This window comes from bacterium (genome assembly GCA_023228325.1).
Classification (GTDB): domain Bacteria; phylum Auribacterota; class UBA6266; order UBA6266; family UBA6266; genus UBA6266.
The window spans coordinates 250,092-264,644 of the sequence record JALOBK010000001.1 but is presented as its reverse complement, the minus strand read 5'-3'; the positions used below and the strand labels follow the sequence as shown (position 1 = coordinate 264,644).

Here is a 14,553-nt window from a genome sequence, read left to right as displayed (position 1 = left end):
GACCGTATGGCTGAAACAAAAATATATCTGGACCACAACGCGACAACGCCCCTGCACCCTGAAGTGAAAAAAGCGATGTGTAAGGCGATGGATGAATTCGGCAACCCGTCGAGTATGCACAGTTTCGGGAGAGAGGCGAAGAAATATGTTGAAGATTCACGGAGTGAGATAGCTTCATTTATAGGCGCGGATACGGATGAAATCATATTTGTCGGCAGCGGTTCCGAAGCGAACAACACCGTATTGTCTATTTTTTCGTGCCCTTCAAAAGGATGCATGTTCCATTCTGAAATGAAAAGAGTGGTTATAACCACAGCAATTGAACACCCCTGTATTATCGAAAGCTCGAAGTGCCTGAGAGACAGGGGCTTCGATGTTAAGTATCTCGGGGTAGATTCATTCGGGAAAGTAAATATTAAACAGCTTGAAACAATGTTGGATGAAAACGTCGGGCTTGTATCGGTGATGATGGCTAATAATGAAATAGGCACACTGCAGGATATAGCGCTTATAACGGATATGGCGCATAAGAACGGAGCGCTGATGCATACGGATGCTGTTCAGGCTGTGGGGAAAATCCCTGTTGACGTAAAAAAATTAAATGTCGATTTTCTGACGATTTCGGGACACAAGATTTACGGGCCTAAAGGAATAGGGGTCTTGTTTGTAAGGAAGGGGACTCCCTTTTGCCCTTTTGTCAGGGGCGGGCATCAGGAGATGGGAAGGCGCGCCGGAACGGAAAATACACTGGGAATCATAGGACTCGGAAAAGCCGTAAAGATGAGAAAGAAAGAGATGGAGGAAGAGGAAAAGCGATTGAAGGGATTTAAAGATATTTTGAAGAGGGGAATTGAAAAAAGTATTTCCGATGCGCATTTTAACGGGCATCCCGAAGATTGCCTGGCCGGCACGCTTAATGTTTCTTTCAAAGGCGCCGAAGGGGAAGCTATCCTGCTTTATCTTGATCTTGCGGGTATAGCGGTTTCAACGGGTTCCGCGTGCGCGTCCGGTTCCCTTGACCCTTCACATGTCCTGCTTGCCACGGGTATCGGCCCCGAACTGGCGCATGGTTCCATAAGGATCAGCATGGGGCGTTCTACAGATAAAAAAGATGTTGAATATGTTCTGGATATATTGCCGGGCATTATAAAGAAAATCAGGAAGATGTCTTCGGTGTATTCAAGGGGAGGGAATAATGTCTCAAAATAAAGAATGGGTATATTCCGAAAAAATAAAAGATCATTTTATTCATCCGAGAAACATACTTGAGGATGAGGCTTCATATAAATACGACGGAAAGGGAATTGTGGGCAATATAAAATGCGGCGATCAGATGATGATGGTTATTAAAGTAGATAAAGAGAAAAACATCATAACAGATTGCAAATGGAAAACTTACGGATGCGCGAGCGCTATAGCAAGCACATCCCTGCTTTCTGAGATTGTAATAGGGATGAGCCTGGATAAAGCCTATCATATCTCTCCGAAAGATATAGCGGAAGAACTGGGCGGACTGCCCGAACATAAGATCCACTGTTCCGTTCTGGGCGATAAGGCCCTGCGCTCGGCAATAGATGATTACTATATGAAGAACGGCATGCGGGATAAAATACAAAAAGAAAAATCAAGGATTGTCTGCCAGTGTATGAATGTTACCGACCACGATATCGAAAATGCCGTTCTGGAAGGCGCCCGCACATTTCTGGAACTCCAGGAACATACTAAACTGGGAACTGTCTGCGGGCAATGTAAGGATGAAGCCGAAAAACTTCTGAAAAACTACGTTGAAAAACATTTTAATAAATAAGCTATAGGTCATTTGTCAGAGGAAGGGAAAAATTTATGAATATGACGTTATTGAAAAGTCTATTTTTATTTCCGGTGATTTATATGGCCGCTTCCTGTTTGTCTGCTCAGGCCCGGTATGAAAAGGCGACATTCGCGGGGGGATGCTTCTGGTGTATGGAACCGGTTTTTGATAAGTTAAACGGGGTTGTGGATGTGCAGGCGGGTTATATGGGAGGCAAAACAGAAAACCCGACTTACGGGGAAGTTTCCTCGGGAAAAAGCGGACACAGGGAAGTTGCCCGGATAACATACGACCCGTCTAAAATTTCGTACGCCGGACTGCTGGATATTTTCTGGATGAATGTCGATCCGACGGATTCGGGCGGGCAGTTTGCAGACAGGGGTTCGCAATATAAAGTGGCCGTTTATTATCACAGTGAAGAACAGAAAAAAATCGCCGAAGAATCAAGACAAAAACTTGATGAATCGGGCCTCTATGATAAACCTGTGTCGGTGGAAATCCTTAAAGCGGGTGATTTTTACAAGGCAGAAGAGTATCATCAGGATTATTATAAAAAAAATCCCGTCAGGTATAACCTGTATAAACAGGGCTCGGGAAGGGCATCTTATGTGAAAGAAATGGAAAAGAAGTTTAAAGATAAAAATATTAAACCTGCCGGAAAACCCGCGGCGGACAGGAAAGAGCTGAAGAAAAAATTAACACCCTTACAGTATCAGGTTACCCAGGAATGCGCTACTGAGAGGGCGTTCGATAATGAATATTGGAATAACAAAAAAGAGGGAATATATGTGGATATTGTCTCCGGAGAGGCGCTCTTCAGTTCTAAAGATAAATTCGACTCCGGCACCGGTTGGCCCAGTTTTACAAAACCTATTGAACCCGGTAATGTTGTTGAGAAAGAAGATAACAGCGGTAATATGCGGAGGACGGAAGTTCAGAGCAGAGAAGCCGGTTCGCATCTTGGACATGTTTTTACCGACGGGCCCGAACCTGCAGGCTTAAGGTACTGCGTAAATTCCGCTTCACTGCGTTTTATCCCCAGGGAAGACCTTGAAAAAGAAGGTTACGGGGAATATGAGAAACTCTTTGAATAATAAATAAAAGGAGGACAAATGAGTTTGCCGGAAAACACCGATGATTTGAAATCTCTTGTCGATAACCTGCATTTTAAGGAAAAAGTAGACAGGTCTCTTGCTCTTATTGAGGAAGCTTACAGGAAATATGGCGACGGTTTAGTTGTAGCTAACAGTCTCGGAAAAGATTCCGTCTGCGTGTGGGACCTGGCAAAAAGGGTAAATCCCGGGATACGGGGTTTTATTGTAACAACCAGGTTCAAACCCGAAGAGACAACCCTGTTTATGAAAGAAACATTGGAAAGATATCCTGAATTAAAGGTATATAAGAATGATGATAAGATTGAGGATGAACTTTACAAAACAGCGCCGGACCAATGCTGTGACCTGCTGAAAGTCCTTCCTACAAGACGCGCTATAGAGGAAATGAAAGTCAGCTGCTGGGTTACGGGACTCAGGTGTACGGAAGGACGCACCAGAACCGATTTTAAGGAAGTTGAGGAAAGGGATGAAGGACTGATAAAACTGAACCCTATCCTTATCTGGAAAGAACGTGAAGTGTGGCAGTATCTGGCGGTTTACGGGGTAAAAGTCAACCCTCTTTACGCAAAGGGGTACAGGTCCCTCGGCTGCGCGCCGTGTTCTCATATAACCACGGATGACGATGAGCGCTCGGGCCGGTGGATAGGGACGGCCAAGCACGGCGGGGAATGCGGTATACATACCCGTCCGCTTAAAATTAATAAACGGTAATTATACAAAACATTTATTTTCCCATGCTGTTTTTTATTTCCGCCGAAAATCAACGCTTGACAGATTCCGGACTCCGGTGTATTATGCACATATGTGCATAATGGGAGGATGATATGAGGCCGAAAAAAACAAGGTGGGTCAAATGCGAGCCGGGCGAGAGGTGTTTCAGGCCGCAGTGCAAGCCGTTGAATAAGCTGAAAGGCGTTACATTGACGATAGACGAGTTCGAAGCTGTCAGGCTTGCGGATCTTGAGGGGTTGGAGCAGGAGCAGGTTGCGCATAAGATGAAAGTCCACCGTTCCACAATATCCCGGATACTTGAATCCGCCCGAGCGAAAGTCGCGGATGCCCTGGTAAATATTAAGGCAATCCGCATAGAAGGCGGCTGCTGCGAGATAATACAGAAGAGGAAAAAGAATGAAAGAGAGAAATAAATTTTTATTGATAGCGGCGGTATTTTTGGGCTGTTTTTATATGCCTGTCGAACTCCTGCCGTTCAGGAACCCTGTTTTTGAGGCCCTGGCTTTGGTCAGGTGGTACGCGAGAGAACATGTTATTTTATGTCTGGTGCCCGCTTTTTTTATTGCCGGTGCGATTTCCGTTTTTGTAAGCCAGGCCTCTGTCATTAAATATTTCGGCGCGAAGGCGAATAAATTCCTTGCTTATAGCGTTGCTTCCGTTTCGGGGACGATTCTTGCGGTGTGTTCCTGCACTGTCCTGCCGCTTTTCTCAGGAATATACAAAAGAGGCGCGGGACTGGGGCCCGCGACGGCGTTTCTTTACTCCGGTCCCGCTATAAACGTGCTGGCGATTATAATGACCGCGAGGATACTCGGATGGGAACTCGGGCTCGCGCGAGCTGTCGGGGCGGTTTTATTCAGCGTTGTTATCGGATTCCTGATGCACATCATATTCATTAAAGAAGAACGGGCGCGGCACGCGGGCGGGGATTTTCCTGCAGGCGCCGCCGCTAAAGAGGAGAGGTCTTTGTCTAAAAACGCCCTGTACTTTGCATCTATGGTCGGATTTTTGGTGTTCGCGAACTGGGCGAAGCCGGAGGAAGGCGCATCGGGTTTATGGACGTATATCTACGGAATTAAATGGTATGTATCATTCGGGTTTTTGGTTTTACTGGCAGTGATAATATTAAAGTGGTTTAAAAAGGATGAACTTAAGAGCTGGGTCTCGGCATCCTGGGTTTTTGCCGTGCAGATATTGCCGCTTCTGCTGGCCGGTGTTGTTGTCGCGGGACTGCTGCTCGGCCGTCCGGGCAATGAAGGTTTTATACCTTCAGGGATAATAGAAAAAGCTGTCGGGGGAAATTCTTTCCTGGCGAACTTTTTCGCGGCGATAGTCGGGGCTTTTATGTATTTTGCGACGCTGACAGAAATTCCCATACTGCAGGGTCTCATCGGCTCAGGTATGGGCAAAGGCCCGGCGCTTGCGTTACTGCTTGCCGGCCCGGCGCTGAGCCTGCCTAATATGCTCGTGATACGCGGTGTTATCGGCACAAAGAAAACTGTCGTGTATGTCAGCCTTGTCGTCATTATGGCGACAATTACAGGTATAGTATTCGGTTTTATCGCGAAGTAGAGAGGTTGCGGAATGGAAAAAAATACTGAAGAAATCAAAAGAATTGTCAAAGCCGGCTATGCGAAAGCGTTGTCACAAAAAGAATCCTGCTGTTCCGCGGGTTCTTGTTGTTGCGGAACAAGCCGGGCGGAAGATATCAGCAGGAAGGTCGGCTATAGCGACTCTGAGATGAACGCTGTTCCCGAAGGGGCGAATTTAGGTTTCGGGTGCGGGAATCCGGTGGCTCTTGCCTTGTTGAAAAAGGGCGATACCGTGCTTGATTTAGGGAGCGGCGCAGGGTTCGATGCATTTTTGTCGGCTCAGTGTGTCGGTAAAACCGGCAGAGTCATCGGCGTTGACATGACGCCGGAGATGGTCGCTAAAGCGCAGGGAAACGCCAAGAAGGGCAACTATAGCAATGTGGAGTTCCGCTTGGGTGAGATCGAGAAATTACCGATAAAGGACAATTCAATCGATATGATTATATCAAACTGTGTTATTAATCTGTCGCCTGACAAGGAAACGGTATTTAAAGAGGCGTATAGGGTTTTGAGATCCGGCGGGAGACTGATGGTTTCGGATTTGGCGCTTACCGGGGACTTGCCGGATGAAATCAAAAATTCGGTTGAGGCATATGTCGGCTGTCTTGCCGGGGCGATAAAAAAAGACGATTATTTAAAACTTATAAAAACCGCCGGGTTTCAGAATATTGAAGTGCTCAGCGAATCGAGCTATCCGGTGGATGCGATGTTTGACAATCTTAATGCCGCTCAGGAAACGGTAACCAGCATAAAAGTTTCGGCGATGAAAAGATAAAAAAGGAGAGATAGAATGAAAATCGAGATATTAGGTGTCGGTTGTCCGAAATGTCAAAAACTGTATGAAAATGTCCGGCAGGCCGTTGAACAGTCCGGTGTTGACGCGGAAATAGTCAAGGTTACGAAAATAAGCGATATCAGCAATTACAATGTTATGCTTACCCCTGCTTTGGTTATTGACGGAGAGGTTAAAACATCAGGTACAATACCTCCGGTATCCGAAATCGAAAAATGGATTAAAGGACAGGTGAATTAAATGATATGGAAAATAAATTTAACGGGAAATAAGTCAAAAAGAACAGTGTACCCGGTTTTATTTATAGGTGTCCTGGTATTGTTAGCGGGATGTGTTCAGGGACAGGATGTTACGGGAAATAATAACAGTGATTTGCCTGCGGGCGGGGAACAGGTTGTTTTTATTGAACTTGGTTCAGTTAATTGTATTCCCTGTAAGCAGATGCAGCCTATCATTAATGCCATTGAAAATGAATATGAAGGAAAAGTGAAAGTCGTGTTCTATGATGTCTGGACAAAGGACGGGAAACAGTATGCTGACAAATATAAAATCAGGCTCATCCCGACACAGGTGTTTCTTGATAAACAGGGCAATGAGATATTCCGGCATGAAGGTTTCTTCCCTAAGAAAGAAATAGAAAAGATATTTGAAAACGCGGGAGTGAAAAAGTGATAACACGGCTTTTTGATTTACTTACCGGGGCGTTACAGGATGCGCCTGTCATCGCGCTAAGCGCGGCATTTATATGGGGCATTTTAAGTATCCTGTTGAGTCCCTGCCATCTCGCGAGCATTCCTCTTATTGTAGGGTTTATAAGCAACAGAGGGCAAATATCAAAAAGAAAGGCCTTTATCTTATCATTGCTTTTTTCTGCGGGTATTCTTGTCACTATAACCGCTATAGGAATAATCACCGCCTGCATGGGGAGAATGCTTGGAGATATAGGCGTGTGGGGGAATTATTTTGTGGCTTTTATTTTTCTGGCTGTCGGCCTGCATCTTTTGGGGATTATTCCTTTGCCGTTGATAGGCGGAGCCCGTAGCGGCGACATGAAAAGAAAAGGTTTTTTTGCGGCGTTTATATTAGGCCTGGTTTTCGGAATCGCGCTCGGGCCCTGCACATTTGCGTATATGGCGCCGATGCTTGCCATTACTTTCTCAATCTCATCAACACGGGTTCTGTACGGGGTATTACTTTTAACTATGTATGGCATAGGGCATTGTTCAATAATTGTATTTGCAGGCACTTTCACGGAAGTTGTTGAAAGGTACCTTAAATGGAATGAAAGCTCGAAGGGCCCTTATATTTTGAAAAAGATATGCGGTGTCCTTATTATTATAGCCGCGATTTATATTGCGGTATCTGCTGTTCATTGAATCCGGCGCAGATCGGTTTTTCAGGAGAAAATATGTTATGGAACGGATAGTCCACGAGGAGAAAAAGCTTTCTTTTTTTGAGAAATACCTTACGTTTTGGGTGATTGCCTGCATCTGTTTTGGAATTCTACTCGGGAAATTATTCCCTCAGGCGGCTGTCGCGCTTGACCGGATTTCGATTTATCAGGTATCTGTTCCGATTGCGATATGCCTTTTCTTTATGATGTATCCCATAATGGTGAAAATTGATTTCGCGGAAGTCGTTAAGGCTGGCAAAACTCCCGGCCCGGTTATCCTTACGCTGATAGTGAATTGGTGCATAAAACCATTCACCATGCTTGCCATTGCGTGGTTATTCCTCGGCTTATTGTTTAAAGGATGGCTTCCGGGAACGGAAATCGTTAAAGGCGGCGCGCAGGTAGAATTATTCAGGTCTTATATCGCAGGATGTATTTTATTGGGTATCGCGCCGTGCACGGCTATGGTCCTTATCTGGGGACATTTATCCAGGGGAAACGACGGACATACGCTGGTGATGGTGGCGATTAATTCGCTGACGATGCTGTTTCTCTACGCCCCTCTGGGCGGCTGGCTGTTGGGAGTGAACAGGATGCCTATCCCGTGGCAGACGATTGTGTTGTCCGTGGTGGTCTATGTCGGCTTGCCGTTATTATTGGGGTATTACTCGAGGAAATTGTTGATTGCAAAAAAAGGGCTGAAATGGTTTGAAGAGAAATTTCTGCATTATCTTACTCCTGTTTCAATCTGCGCTTTATTGCTGACGCTTGTTCTGCTGTTTTCATTTAAGGGGGATTTGATTATCAGGCAGCCGCAGGTGATTTTTCTTATTGCCGTTCCGCTTTTTATCCAGACATGCCTTATTTTTGCCATTACTTACGGCCTGGCTAAATGGCTGAAATTATCGTACCGGGACGCCGCGCCCTCAGCCCTTATCGGCGCGAGTAACCATTTTGAAGTGGCAATTGCCACTTCGACTGTCCTCTTCGGACTGTCTTCAGGCGCGTCGTTGGCTACAGTTGTCGGGGTATTGATTGAAGTTCCGGTTATGCTGATGCTGGTGAAGGTATGTTTGAAGACGCAAGGGTGGTTTAAATAAAACAGCGCATATTCCCGACCTTCGGGCAAAGTGTTCCTTAAGCAAAATTCCGCTGTTAAAGAAATCGAAAATCTATTAAAATAAACGGCATGCAGGGAATAAATGGGGAGATACTGGTATGTTGAAAAATATTTTACTGGCTTTTATTCCGGTGTTTGTAGCTGTTGACGCTATCGGAGTCCTTCCGATATTCGTTTCGCTGACGAGGGATATCGACAGAAAAGAGAGGGTATCTATAATTATTCAGTCTATGGTTACCGCGGGATGCCTCGCTGTAAGTTTTGTTTTTCTCGGCAAATTCGTCTTCAGGTTTCTCGGGATTACGGTGTCCGATTTTATGATAGCCGGAGGTTCCATTCTTTTCTGTATAGCGATTATGGATATTCTCACTTCCGGAAAACGCCGGCGGGTGCCTTCTCAGGAGATGGGAGCTGTCCCGATAGGGACTCCGCTTATAGTGGGCCCTGCGGTCCTCACCACATCGCTGGTGATAATCGCGGAATACGGCCTGTTGGCGAGCCTGATATCTATTCTGTCTAATATACTGCTCGCGGGACTGATATTTTCGCTTTCGGATATTCTTATAGAAAGACTGGGGGTAGCCGGAAGCAAAGCGCTGTCGAAGATAATGGCTCTCCTGCTGGCGTCGATTGCGGTGATGATGATAAGGAAAGGCATAATGCTGATCCTGAGTTGATATTTCGGGAACGTTTATGGAAACTGAAGGTTATATATCGGTTAAGGGCGGTAAAGTCTGGTATAAGATTGAGGGCGCTGGTAAAAAGGGCATTCCTCTCTTAACCCTTCACGGCGGTCCCGGCGCGACCCACGATTACCTTGAGCCGCTGGAAAAACTTGCCGATGAGAGGCCCGTTATTTTTTATGACCAGCTGGGGGGCGGCAATTCAGAGCGGCCTAAAAATAATTCTCTCTGGACGGTCGAAAGGTTTGTCGGAGAGTTAAAGCAGGTGAGGGAAATGCTGAGGCTCAAAAAAGTTCATCTGCTCGGCGTGTCGTGGGGGACGATGCTTGCGGCCCGTTACATTATTGATTTAAAACCGGAAGGCGTCGTAAGTTTAATTCTTTCGGGCCCGGCTCTGAACGCGGAACGCTTCGCGTCCGATGCCCGGAGTTATCTATCCGAACTGTCGGAAAAAGACAGGGCGGTGATAGCCGAGAGCGAGGCAAAAGGCAGATACGATTCCAGAGAATACGCGGATGCGATGATGAACTTTTACAGGCTTCATGTATGCCGTCTTGACCCGTGGCCCGGGTGCCTTAACAGGACTTTCGAAAAAATGGGCGCGGATGTTTACAATTATATGTGGGGGCCCAGCGAATTCACGGTTACCGGAACGTTGAAAGGATTTGATGTGACGGATAAACTTAAAGATATAAGTATCCCTGTGTTATTTACCTGCGGACGATATGATGAAGCCTCTCCCTCAGCCACGGAGTATTACCATAGGTTGCTTCCCGGTTCTGAAATCCATATATTTGAGGATGCCTCGCACATCCATATCAGCGAAAAAACCGGTGAATTTATCAGTGTGGCCCGTGATTTTTTGCACCGGTCGGAGAAAAATTAAAAACTCTATTTATATTTCTGCCCGCGTATTAAATGGGGGACTGACTCCTTTCTTGTAAAAAAGGTGTCTGCCCCCATTTAACATGTGATAAAATACCATTCTTAATAATTATTCTTTTGAAAATTATTTTTCTGAAGGGAATAAAACAGGCTGTATTGTGTCTAAGTAAGCAGAAGTTTGATTTTCTGAATCCTTAAATCTTGATATTGAGGAATAATTCTCGATGAAGAGGTCTATATTTATATTCGTTTTTATCCTTTTTCCCTGCATCTTTTCCTGCGGTATCGCGCCGGCGGAATGCCTTACATGGGAAGATTGTGTGAGGGAAGCCGCTACCATGAATCCGGACCTTTTTTCGGCGGAAGCGAAAATAAAACAATCTCTTGCCGATAAAGGCATAGCAAGAAGTCCCATGCTTCCGCAGGTAAGCACGGACCTGAGCGGAAAGAAAACCAAACCTGTGGGGACACAGGAAAAGAAGGACACATTCGCTTATTCCATCACCGGCAGCCAGCTTGTATTTGACGGGTTCAAAACTTCGAATAATGTCGCCGAAGCGAACCAGAACCTGATAGCTAACCAATATGACTATTCCGTTGTCTCATCCAATGTGCGTTTAAATCTGAAAACGGCTTTCTCCGAGCTTCTCAGGGCCCAGGAACTTATCTATATTACCGAAGAAATTGCGGAAAGAAGAAAGCAGAACCTCTCCCTGGTCGAACTCCGGTATGAAGCGGGGCGCGAGCACCGCGGCTCTCTTTTGACTGCCCGGGCGGATTTGGCGGAAGCTGAGTTTGAAGTAAAACAGGCAAGGCGCAACATTTCATTTGCCCGGATTAAATTGATTAAACAGATGGGATGGGAAGAAAGGATACCCGTGGAGGTCGAAGGCCTTTTCCGGGTATCGGAAAAAATTGATGATACGCCTGATTTCGAATATCTGGCGGATAATAACCCTTTCCTGAAAGAACTTGCCGCGAAAAAGGATGCCGCCCGTTACGGGCTTAAAGCTTCCAAATCGGATTTCTTCCCGGAAGTTTACCTGAGTTCTTCCGCCGGCAGGACCGGCCCTAAGTGGCCTCCGAGAGAAGAGGAGTGGACAGTGGGTTTTTCCGTCTCTTTTCCTCTGTTCGAAGGCGGCCGGAGAATATCCGAGGTTTCCAGGGCGGAAGCGCAGGTTAAGGAAGCGCTTGCCGAGGAAAGGAGCGGGCGCGACAGTATTATAGTGACGCTTGAGCGGACCTGGGTCGATTTCCAGGATGCGTTTGATAATGTTTCCGTGCAGGAGAAATTTCTTTTAGCCGCCGAAGAGAGGGCGAAAATCGCGAGAGCGGAATATTCCACCGGAATAATTAATTTTGATGATTGGATAATAATAGAAGATAATCTCGTTAACATTAAAAAATCTTATCTCAACGCGCAGGCTTCTATGTTAATAGCCGAAGCGGAATGGGTTCAGGCCAAAGGGGGAACTTTGGGTTATGAGTAGAAAAATTTTGAAGATAATCATTGTGCTTGGTGTGTTGGCGGCCGCGGCGTTCTTTCTGCCCGGTTTCATAAAGGAAAATAATTCGGACATGGAAAAGACATCCGAATTTGTAAAACCGTTTTACGGGGATATAAAAGTCGCGGTATCTACCACGGGCGTAGTGGAACCCCAGAACCGGCTTGAGATAAAACCTCCTATTGCCGGAAGGGTGGACGAGATACTGGTAGAAGAAGGGCAGTCCGTGAAAACAGGGGATATCCTGGCTCTTATGAGTTCGACGGAAAGGGCTGCTCTGCTCGATTCCGCGAGGCTGAAAGGCGAAACGGAAATGGAATACTGGCAGGAAGTTTACAAAGCGGCGCCCCTGATTGCCCCCATAGACGGCAAAGTCATTGTCCGCTCGGTTGAACCCGGACAGACGGTGACAACAGGGGATGCGGTGATTGTCCTTTCCGACAGGCTTATCGTCCAGGCTGATGTTGATGAAACCGATGTCGGGAAAATAAACCTCGGGCAGAAAGCGGTTGTCAGCCTTGACGCGTATCCCGAAATAAAGGTTAATGCGGTTGTTGACCATATATCTTATGAATCAAAAGTTGTCAACAATGTGACGATTTATGAAGTCGATATACTTCCTGAAAGCATACCGGAAGTTTTCCGTTCCGGCATGAGCGCCAATGTGGATGTTATAGTCGCTGAACGTAAAAATGTCATGCTCATTCCCGCGGAAGCCGTGACGGCCGAAGGCAGCCGTAAAACAGTGACGGTGAAAAATGAAAAAACAGGCGAAATCAAGACAACAGACATTTCGGCGGGTCTCAGCGATTCCGAAAACATAGAAGTTCTTTCCGGCTTAAAAGAGGATGATACGGTTCTTGTCAAAAACGGTTCTTACCGGCCTCCGCAGAAAAAATCGGTCAGCAGTCCGTTTATGCCGCCCGGGAGAAAAGGGAAAAAATAATTGGCGACGATAGTAGATTTAAAAAATATATCTAAAGTTTACCGTATGGGAAAAGTCGAGGTCCATGCTCTCCGGGATGTTTCTCTTTCCATCGAAAGCGGGGAATTTGTGGCGATAATGGGCCCTTCCGGTTCGGGAAAATCAACTCTTCTCCATATACTTGGTTTTTTGGACAGGCCCGATGCAGGCGAATATATCATTTCCGGCAGGAATATAAGCAACCTTTCCGACAATGAACTTGCCGCTTTGAGAAACCGGCTTGTCGGTTTTGTCTTTCAGCAGTTTCATCTGTTAAAGAGGGTGAGCGCTCTTGAAAATGTCAAACTCCCGTTTATTTATGGAAAGGACGCTAAAAATATACGCTCAGCCGCTTATGACAGGATATGTTCTGTCGGGCTTGAGGACAGGGCTTCGCACTGGCCGAACGAACTTTCCGGAGGGCAGCAGCAGCGCGTTGCCATCGCCCGGGCTCTCGTCAAAGAACCGATGATAATATTCGCCGATGAGCCTACAGGCAACCTGGATTCGGTGAGCGAACACGAGATAATGCATATCCTGAAAGACCTTAACGCAAAAGGCAAAACCATCATTATGGTAACGCACGAGCAGGAAATATCCGAATACGCGAGCAGGATTATCTCGATGAGGGACGGGAAGATAATTTCGGATGAGAAAAAGGAATCCGGGCCCGAAAGTGAAAAAGCGGTTTATGATTTAAATAAAATTATTTCCGGAAAACGTTCCATCTGGCAGGGCGGCGAATTGTTCGGACATTTCCATCAGGCTGTGAAATCCGTTTTATCGAATAAAGTCAGGTCTTTTTTGTCCATGCTCGGGATCCTGGTCGGTGTGGCTTCTGTAATTGCCATGCTGGCGCTTGGCGAAGGGGCGACGAGTTCTATGCAGGAAAGGTTAAAATCCCTTGGCTCGAATCTTCTTTCGGTGAGGGCCGGTTCGGCCAAGGTCCACGGGGCCGCGAGCGGTACAGGCGCGATAACAAGGTTTACATTCGATGATGTTGAGGCGATTCAAGAGCTGAAACCCGATGTCCGTAAAGTGTCGGGTATCATCAGCGGCAGTGTTCAGCTTGTTTATAAGAACGAAAACTGGAATACCAGGATTGAAGGTGTCGGCCTGGATTACGCCGAGATGAGAGCCGCTGTCCCTGAAACGGGCAGATGGTTTAACGAAGAAGAAATCAGGAAAAGGGAAAAGGTCGCGGTTGTGGGAATAACCGTCCTTGAAACACTTTTCGCCGATGAAAATCCTATCAATAAGACCATAAAAATAAACAGGATTAATTTCCGTATTATAGGAATAGCGCCGCAGAAAGGTTTCGGCGGGTTTCGCGACCAGGATGATATTGTATATATTCCCGTTACGACGGCTATGTACCGGGTGCTGGGAAAAAATTATCTTGAGGGGATTTATGTTGAAGTTTCGGACCAGGAACTTATGGATGGAGCCCAGAAAAAGATAGAAGAGATTATAAAAAAGAGGCACCGCCTGTATGAGGATGAAGATTCGTTTAATATCCGGAATATGAGCGAGATACAGGATATGATATCAAGCACTACCAGGACGATGAGCCTGCTGCTGGGGTGTATTGCCGCCATATCGCTTCTGGTCGGAGGCATAGGAATAATGAACATCATGCTTGTTTCCGTCACGGAAAGAACACGTGAGATAGGACTTCGCAAGGCGATAGGAGCCCGCAGGGCGGATGTAATGATGCAGTTCCTTATAGAGGCGATTGTTATGTCTCTGACAGGCGGCCTGCTCGGGATAGTTATCGGGGCGGGAACGGCATTTTTGCTTTCGCTTTTTGCCGGTTGGACCACAAAAGTATCAATATATTCTGTTGTGCTTGCCAGCACGTTTTCTGTGATTGTCGGAGTCGGGTTCGGCCTGTGGCCCGCCAAAAGGGCCGCCGAGCTTAACGCTGTGGACGCGTTGAGGTATGAATAATTCCGCAAATG

16 protein-coding genes are annotated in these 14,553 nt (G+C 46.4%); all 16 read left to right on the top strand.

Annotation, left to right across the window (positions count from 1 at the left end; translation table 11 throughout):
* Positions 1–6 precede the first annotated feature (6 nt).
* Positions 7–1,209 carry a cysteine desulfurase gene (locus M0R36_01290; GenBank protein ID MCK9554444.1) on the top strand — a complete coding sequence of 401 codons (1,203 nt, stop codon included), beginning with the start codon at positions 7–9 and terminating at the stop codon, positions 1,207–1,209.
* Complete coding sequence (locus tag M0R36_01285; GenBank protein ID MCK9554443.1) at positions 1,196–1,807, top strand: iron-sulfur cluster assembly scaffold protein; 612 nt, start codon at positions 1,196–1,198, stop codon at positions 1,805–1,807. Before M0R36_01290 ends, M0R36_01285 begins: the two co-directional genes overlap by 14 nt.
* A gap of 83 nt (positions 1,808–1,890) precedes the next feature.
* Positions 1,891–2,904, top strand: coding sequence for a peptide-methionine (S)-S-oxide reductase MsrA (gene msrA, locus M0R36_01280; GenBank protein MCK9554442.1), 1,014 nt, complete (start codon positions 1,891–1,893; stop codon positions 2,902–2,904).
* Positions 2,905–2,922: 18 nt separating this feature from the next.
* Positions 2,923–3,636, top strand: coding sequence for a phosphoadenylyl-sulfate reductase (locus M0R36_01275; protein ID MCK9554441.1), 714 nt, complete (start codon positions 2,923–2,925; stop codon positions 3,634–3,636).
* Between the two features lie 113 nt (positions 3,637–3,749).
* Positions 3,750–4,070, top strand: coding sequence for a DUF134 domain-containing protein (locus M0R36_01270; protein MCK9554440.1), 321 nt, complete (start codon positions 3,750–3,752; stop codon positions 4,068–4,070).
* Entirely contained in the window at positions 4,054–5,229 is a 1,176-nt protein-coding gene (locus M0R36_01265) for a permease (protein ID MCK9554439.1), read from the top strand. The genes M0R36_01270 and M0R36_01265 overlap by 17 nt, the downstream gene beginning before the upstream one ends.
* 12 nt (positions 5,230–5,241) lie before the next feature.
* The gene (gene arsM / locus M0R36_01260; protein ID MCK9554438.1) at positions 5,242–6,024 is read left to right on the top strand and encodes an arsenite methyltransferase; all 783 of its coding nucleotides are present in this window, start codon (positions 5,242–5,244) and stop codon (positions 6,022–6,024) included.
* A 15-nt stretch (positions 6,025–6,039) separates the two neighbouring features.
* Entirely contained in the window at positions 6,040–6,282 is a 243-nt protein-coding gene (locus M0R36_01255; protein MCK9554437.1) for a thioredoxin family protein, read from the top strand.
* Complete coding sequence (locus M0R36_01250) at positions 6,283–6,714, top strand: thioredoxin family protein (GenBank protein ID MCK9554436.1); 432 nt, start codon at positions 6,283–6,285, stop codon at positions 6,712–6,714.
* Positions 6,711–7,418, top strand: a complete 708-nt coding sequence (locus M0R36_01245) for a cytochrome c biogenesis protein CcdA (protein MCK9554435.1) — start codon at positions 6,711–6,713, stop codon at positions 7,416–7,418. The genes M0R36_01250 and M0R36_01245 overlap by 4 nt, the downstream gene beginning before the upstream one ends.
* A 37-nt stretch (positions 7,419–7,455) precedes the next feature.
* Positions 7,456–8,535 carry an ACR3 family arsenite efflux transporter gene (gene arsB / locus M0R36_01240; GenBank protein ID MCK9554434.1) on the top strand — a complete coding sequence of 360 codons (1,080 nt, stop codon included), beginning with the start codon at positions 7,456–7,458 and terminating at the stop codon, positions 8,533–8,535.
* A 118-nt stretch (positions 8,536–8,653) separates the two neighbouring features.
* Positions 8,654–9,232 (top strand): MarC family protein, encoded by a 579-nt coding sequence (locus M0R36_01235; GenBank protein ID MCK9554433.1) that lies wholly within the window; start codon positions 8,654–8,656, stop codon positions 9,230–9,232.
* Positions 9,233–9,248: 16 nt separating this feature from the next.
* The gene (locus M0R36_01230; GenBank protein MCK9554432.1) at positions 9,249–10,124 is read left to right on the top strand and encodes a proline iminopeptidase-family hydrolase; all 876 of its coding nucleotides are present in this window, start codon (positions 9,249–9,251) and stop codon (positions 10,122–10,124) included.
* Between the two features lie 223 nt (positions 10,125–10,347).
* Positions 10,348–11,613 (top strand): TolC family protein, encoded by a 1,266-nt coding sequence (locus M0R36_01225; protein MCK9554431.1) that lies wholly within the window; start codon positions 10,348–10,350, stop codon positions 11,611–11,613.
* A complete protein-coding gene (locus M0R36_01220) occupies positions 11,606–12,574 on the top strand; it encodes an HlyD family efflux transporter periplasmic adaptor subunit (GenBank protein MCK9554430.1) in 969 nt (322 codons plus the stop codon). Before M0R36_01225 ends, M0R36_01220 begins: the two co-directional genes overlap by 8 nt.
* Positions 12,575–14,542, top strand: coding sequence for an ABC transporter permease (locus tag M0R36_01215; GenBank protein ID MCK9554429.1), 1,968 nt, complete (start codon positions 12,575–12,577; stop codon positions 14,540–14,542).
* Positions 14,543–14,553: the final 11 nt, after the last annotated feature.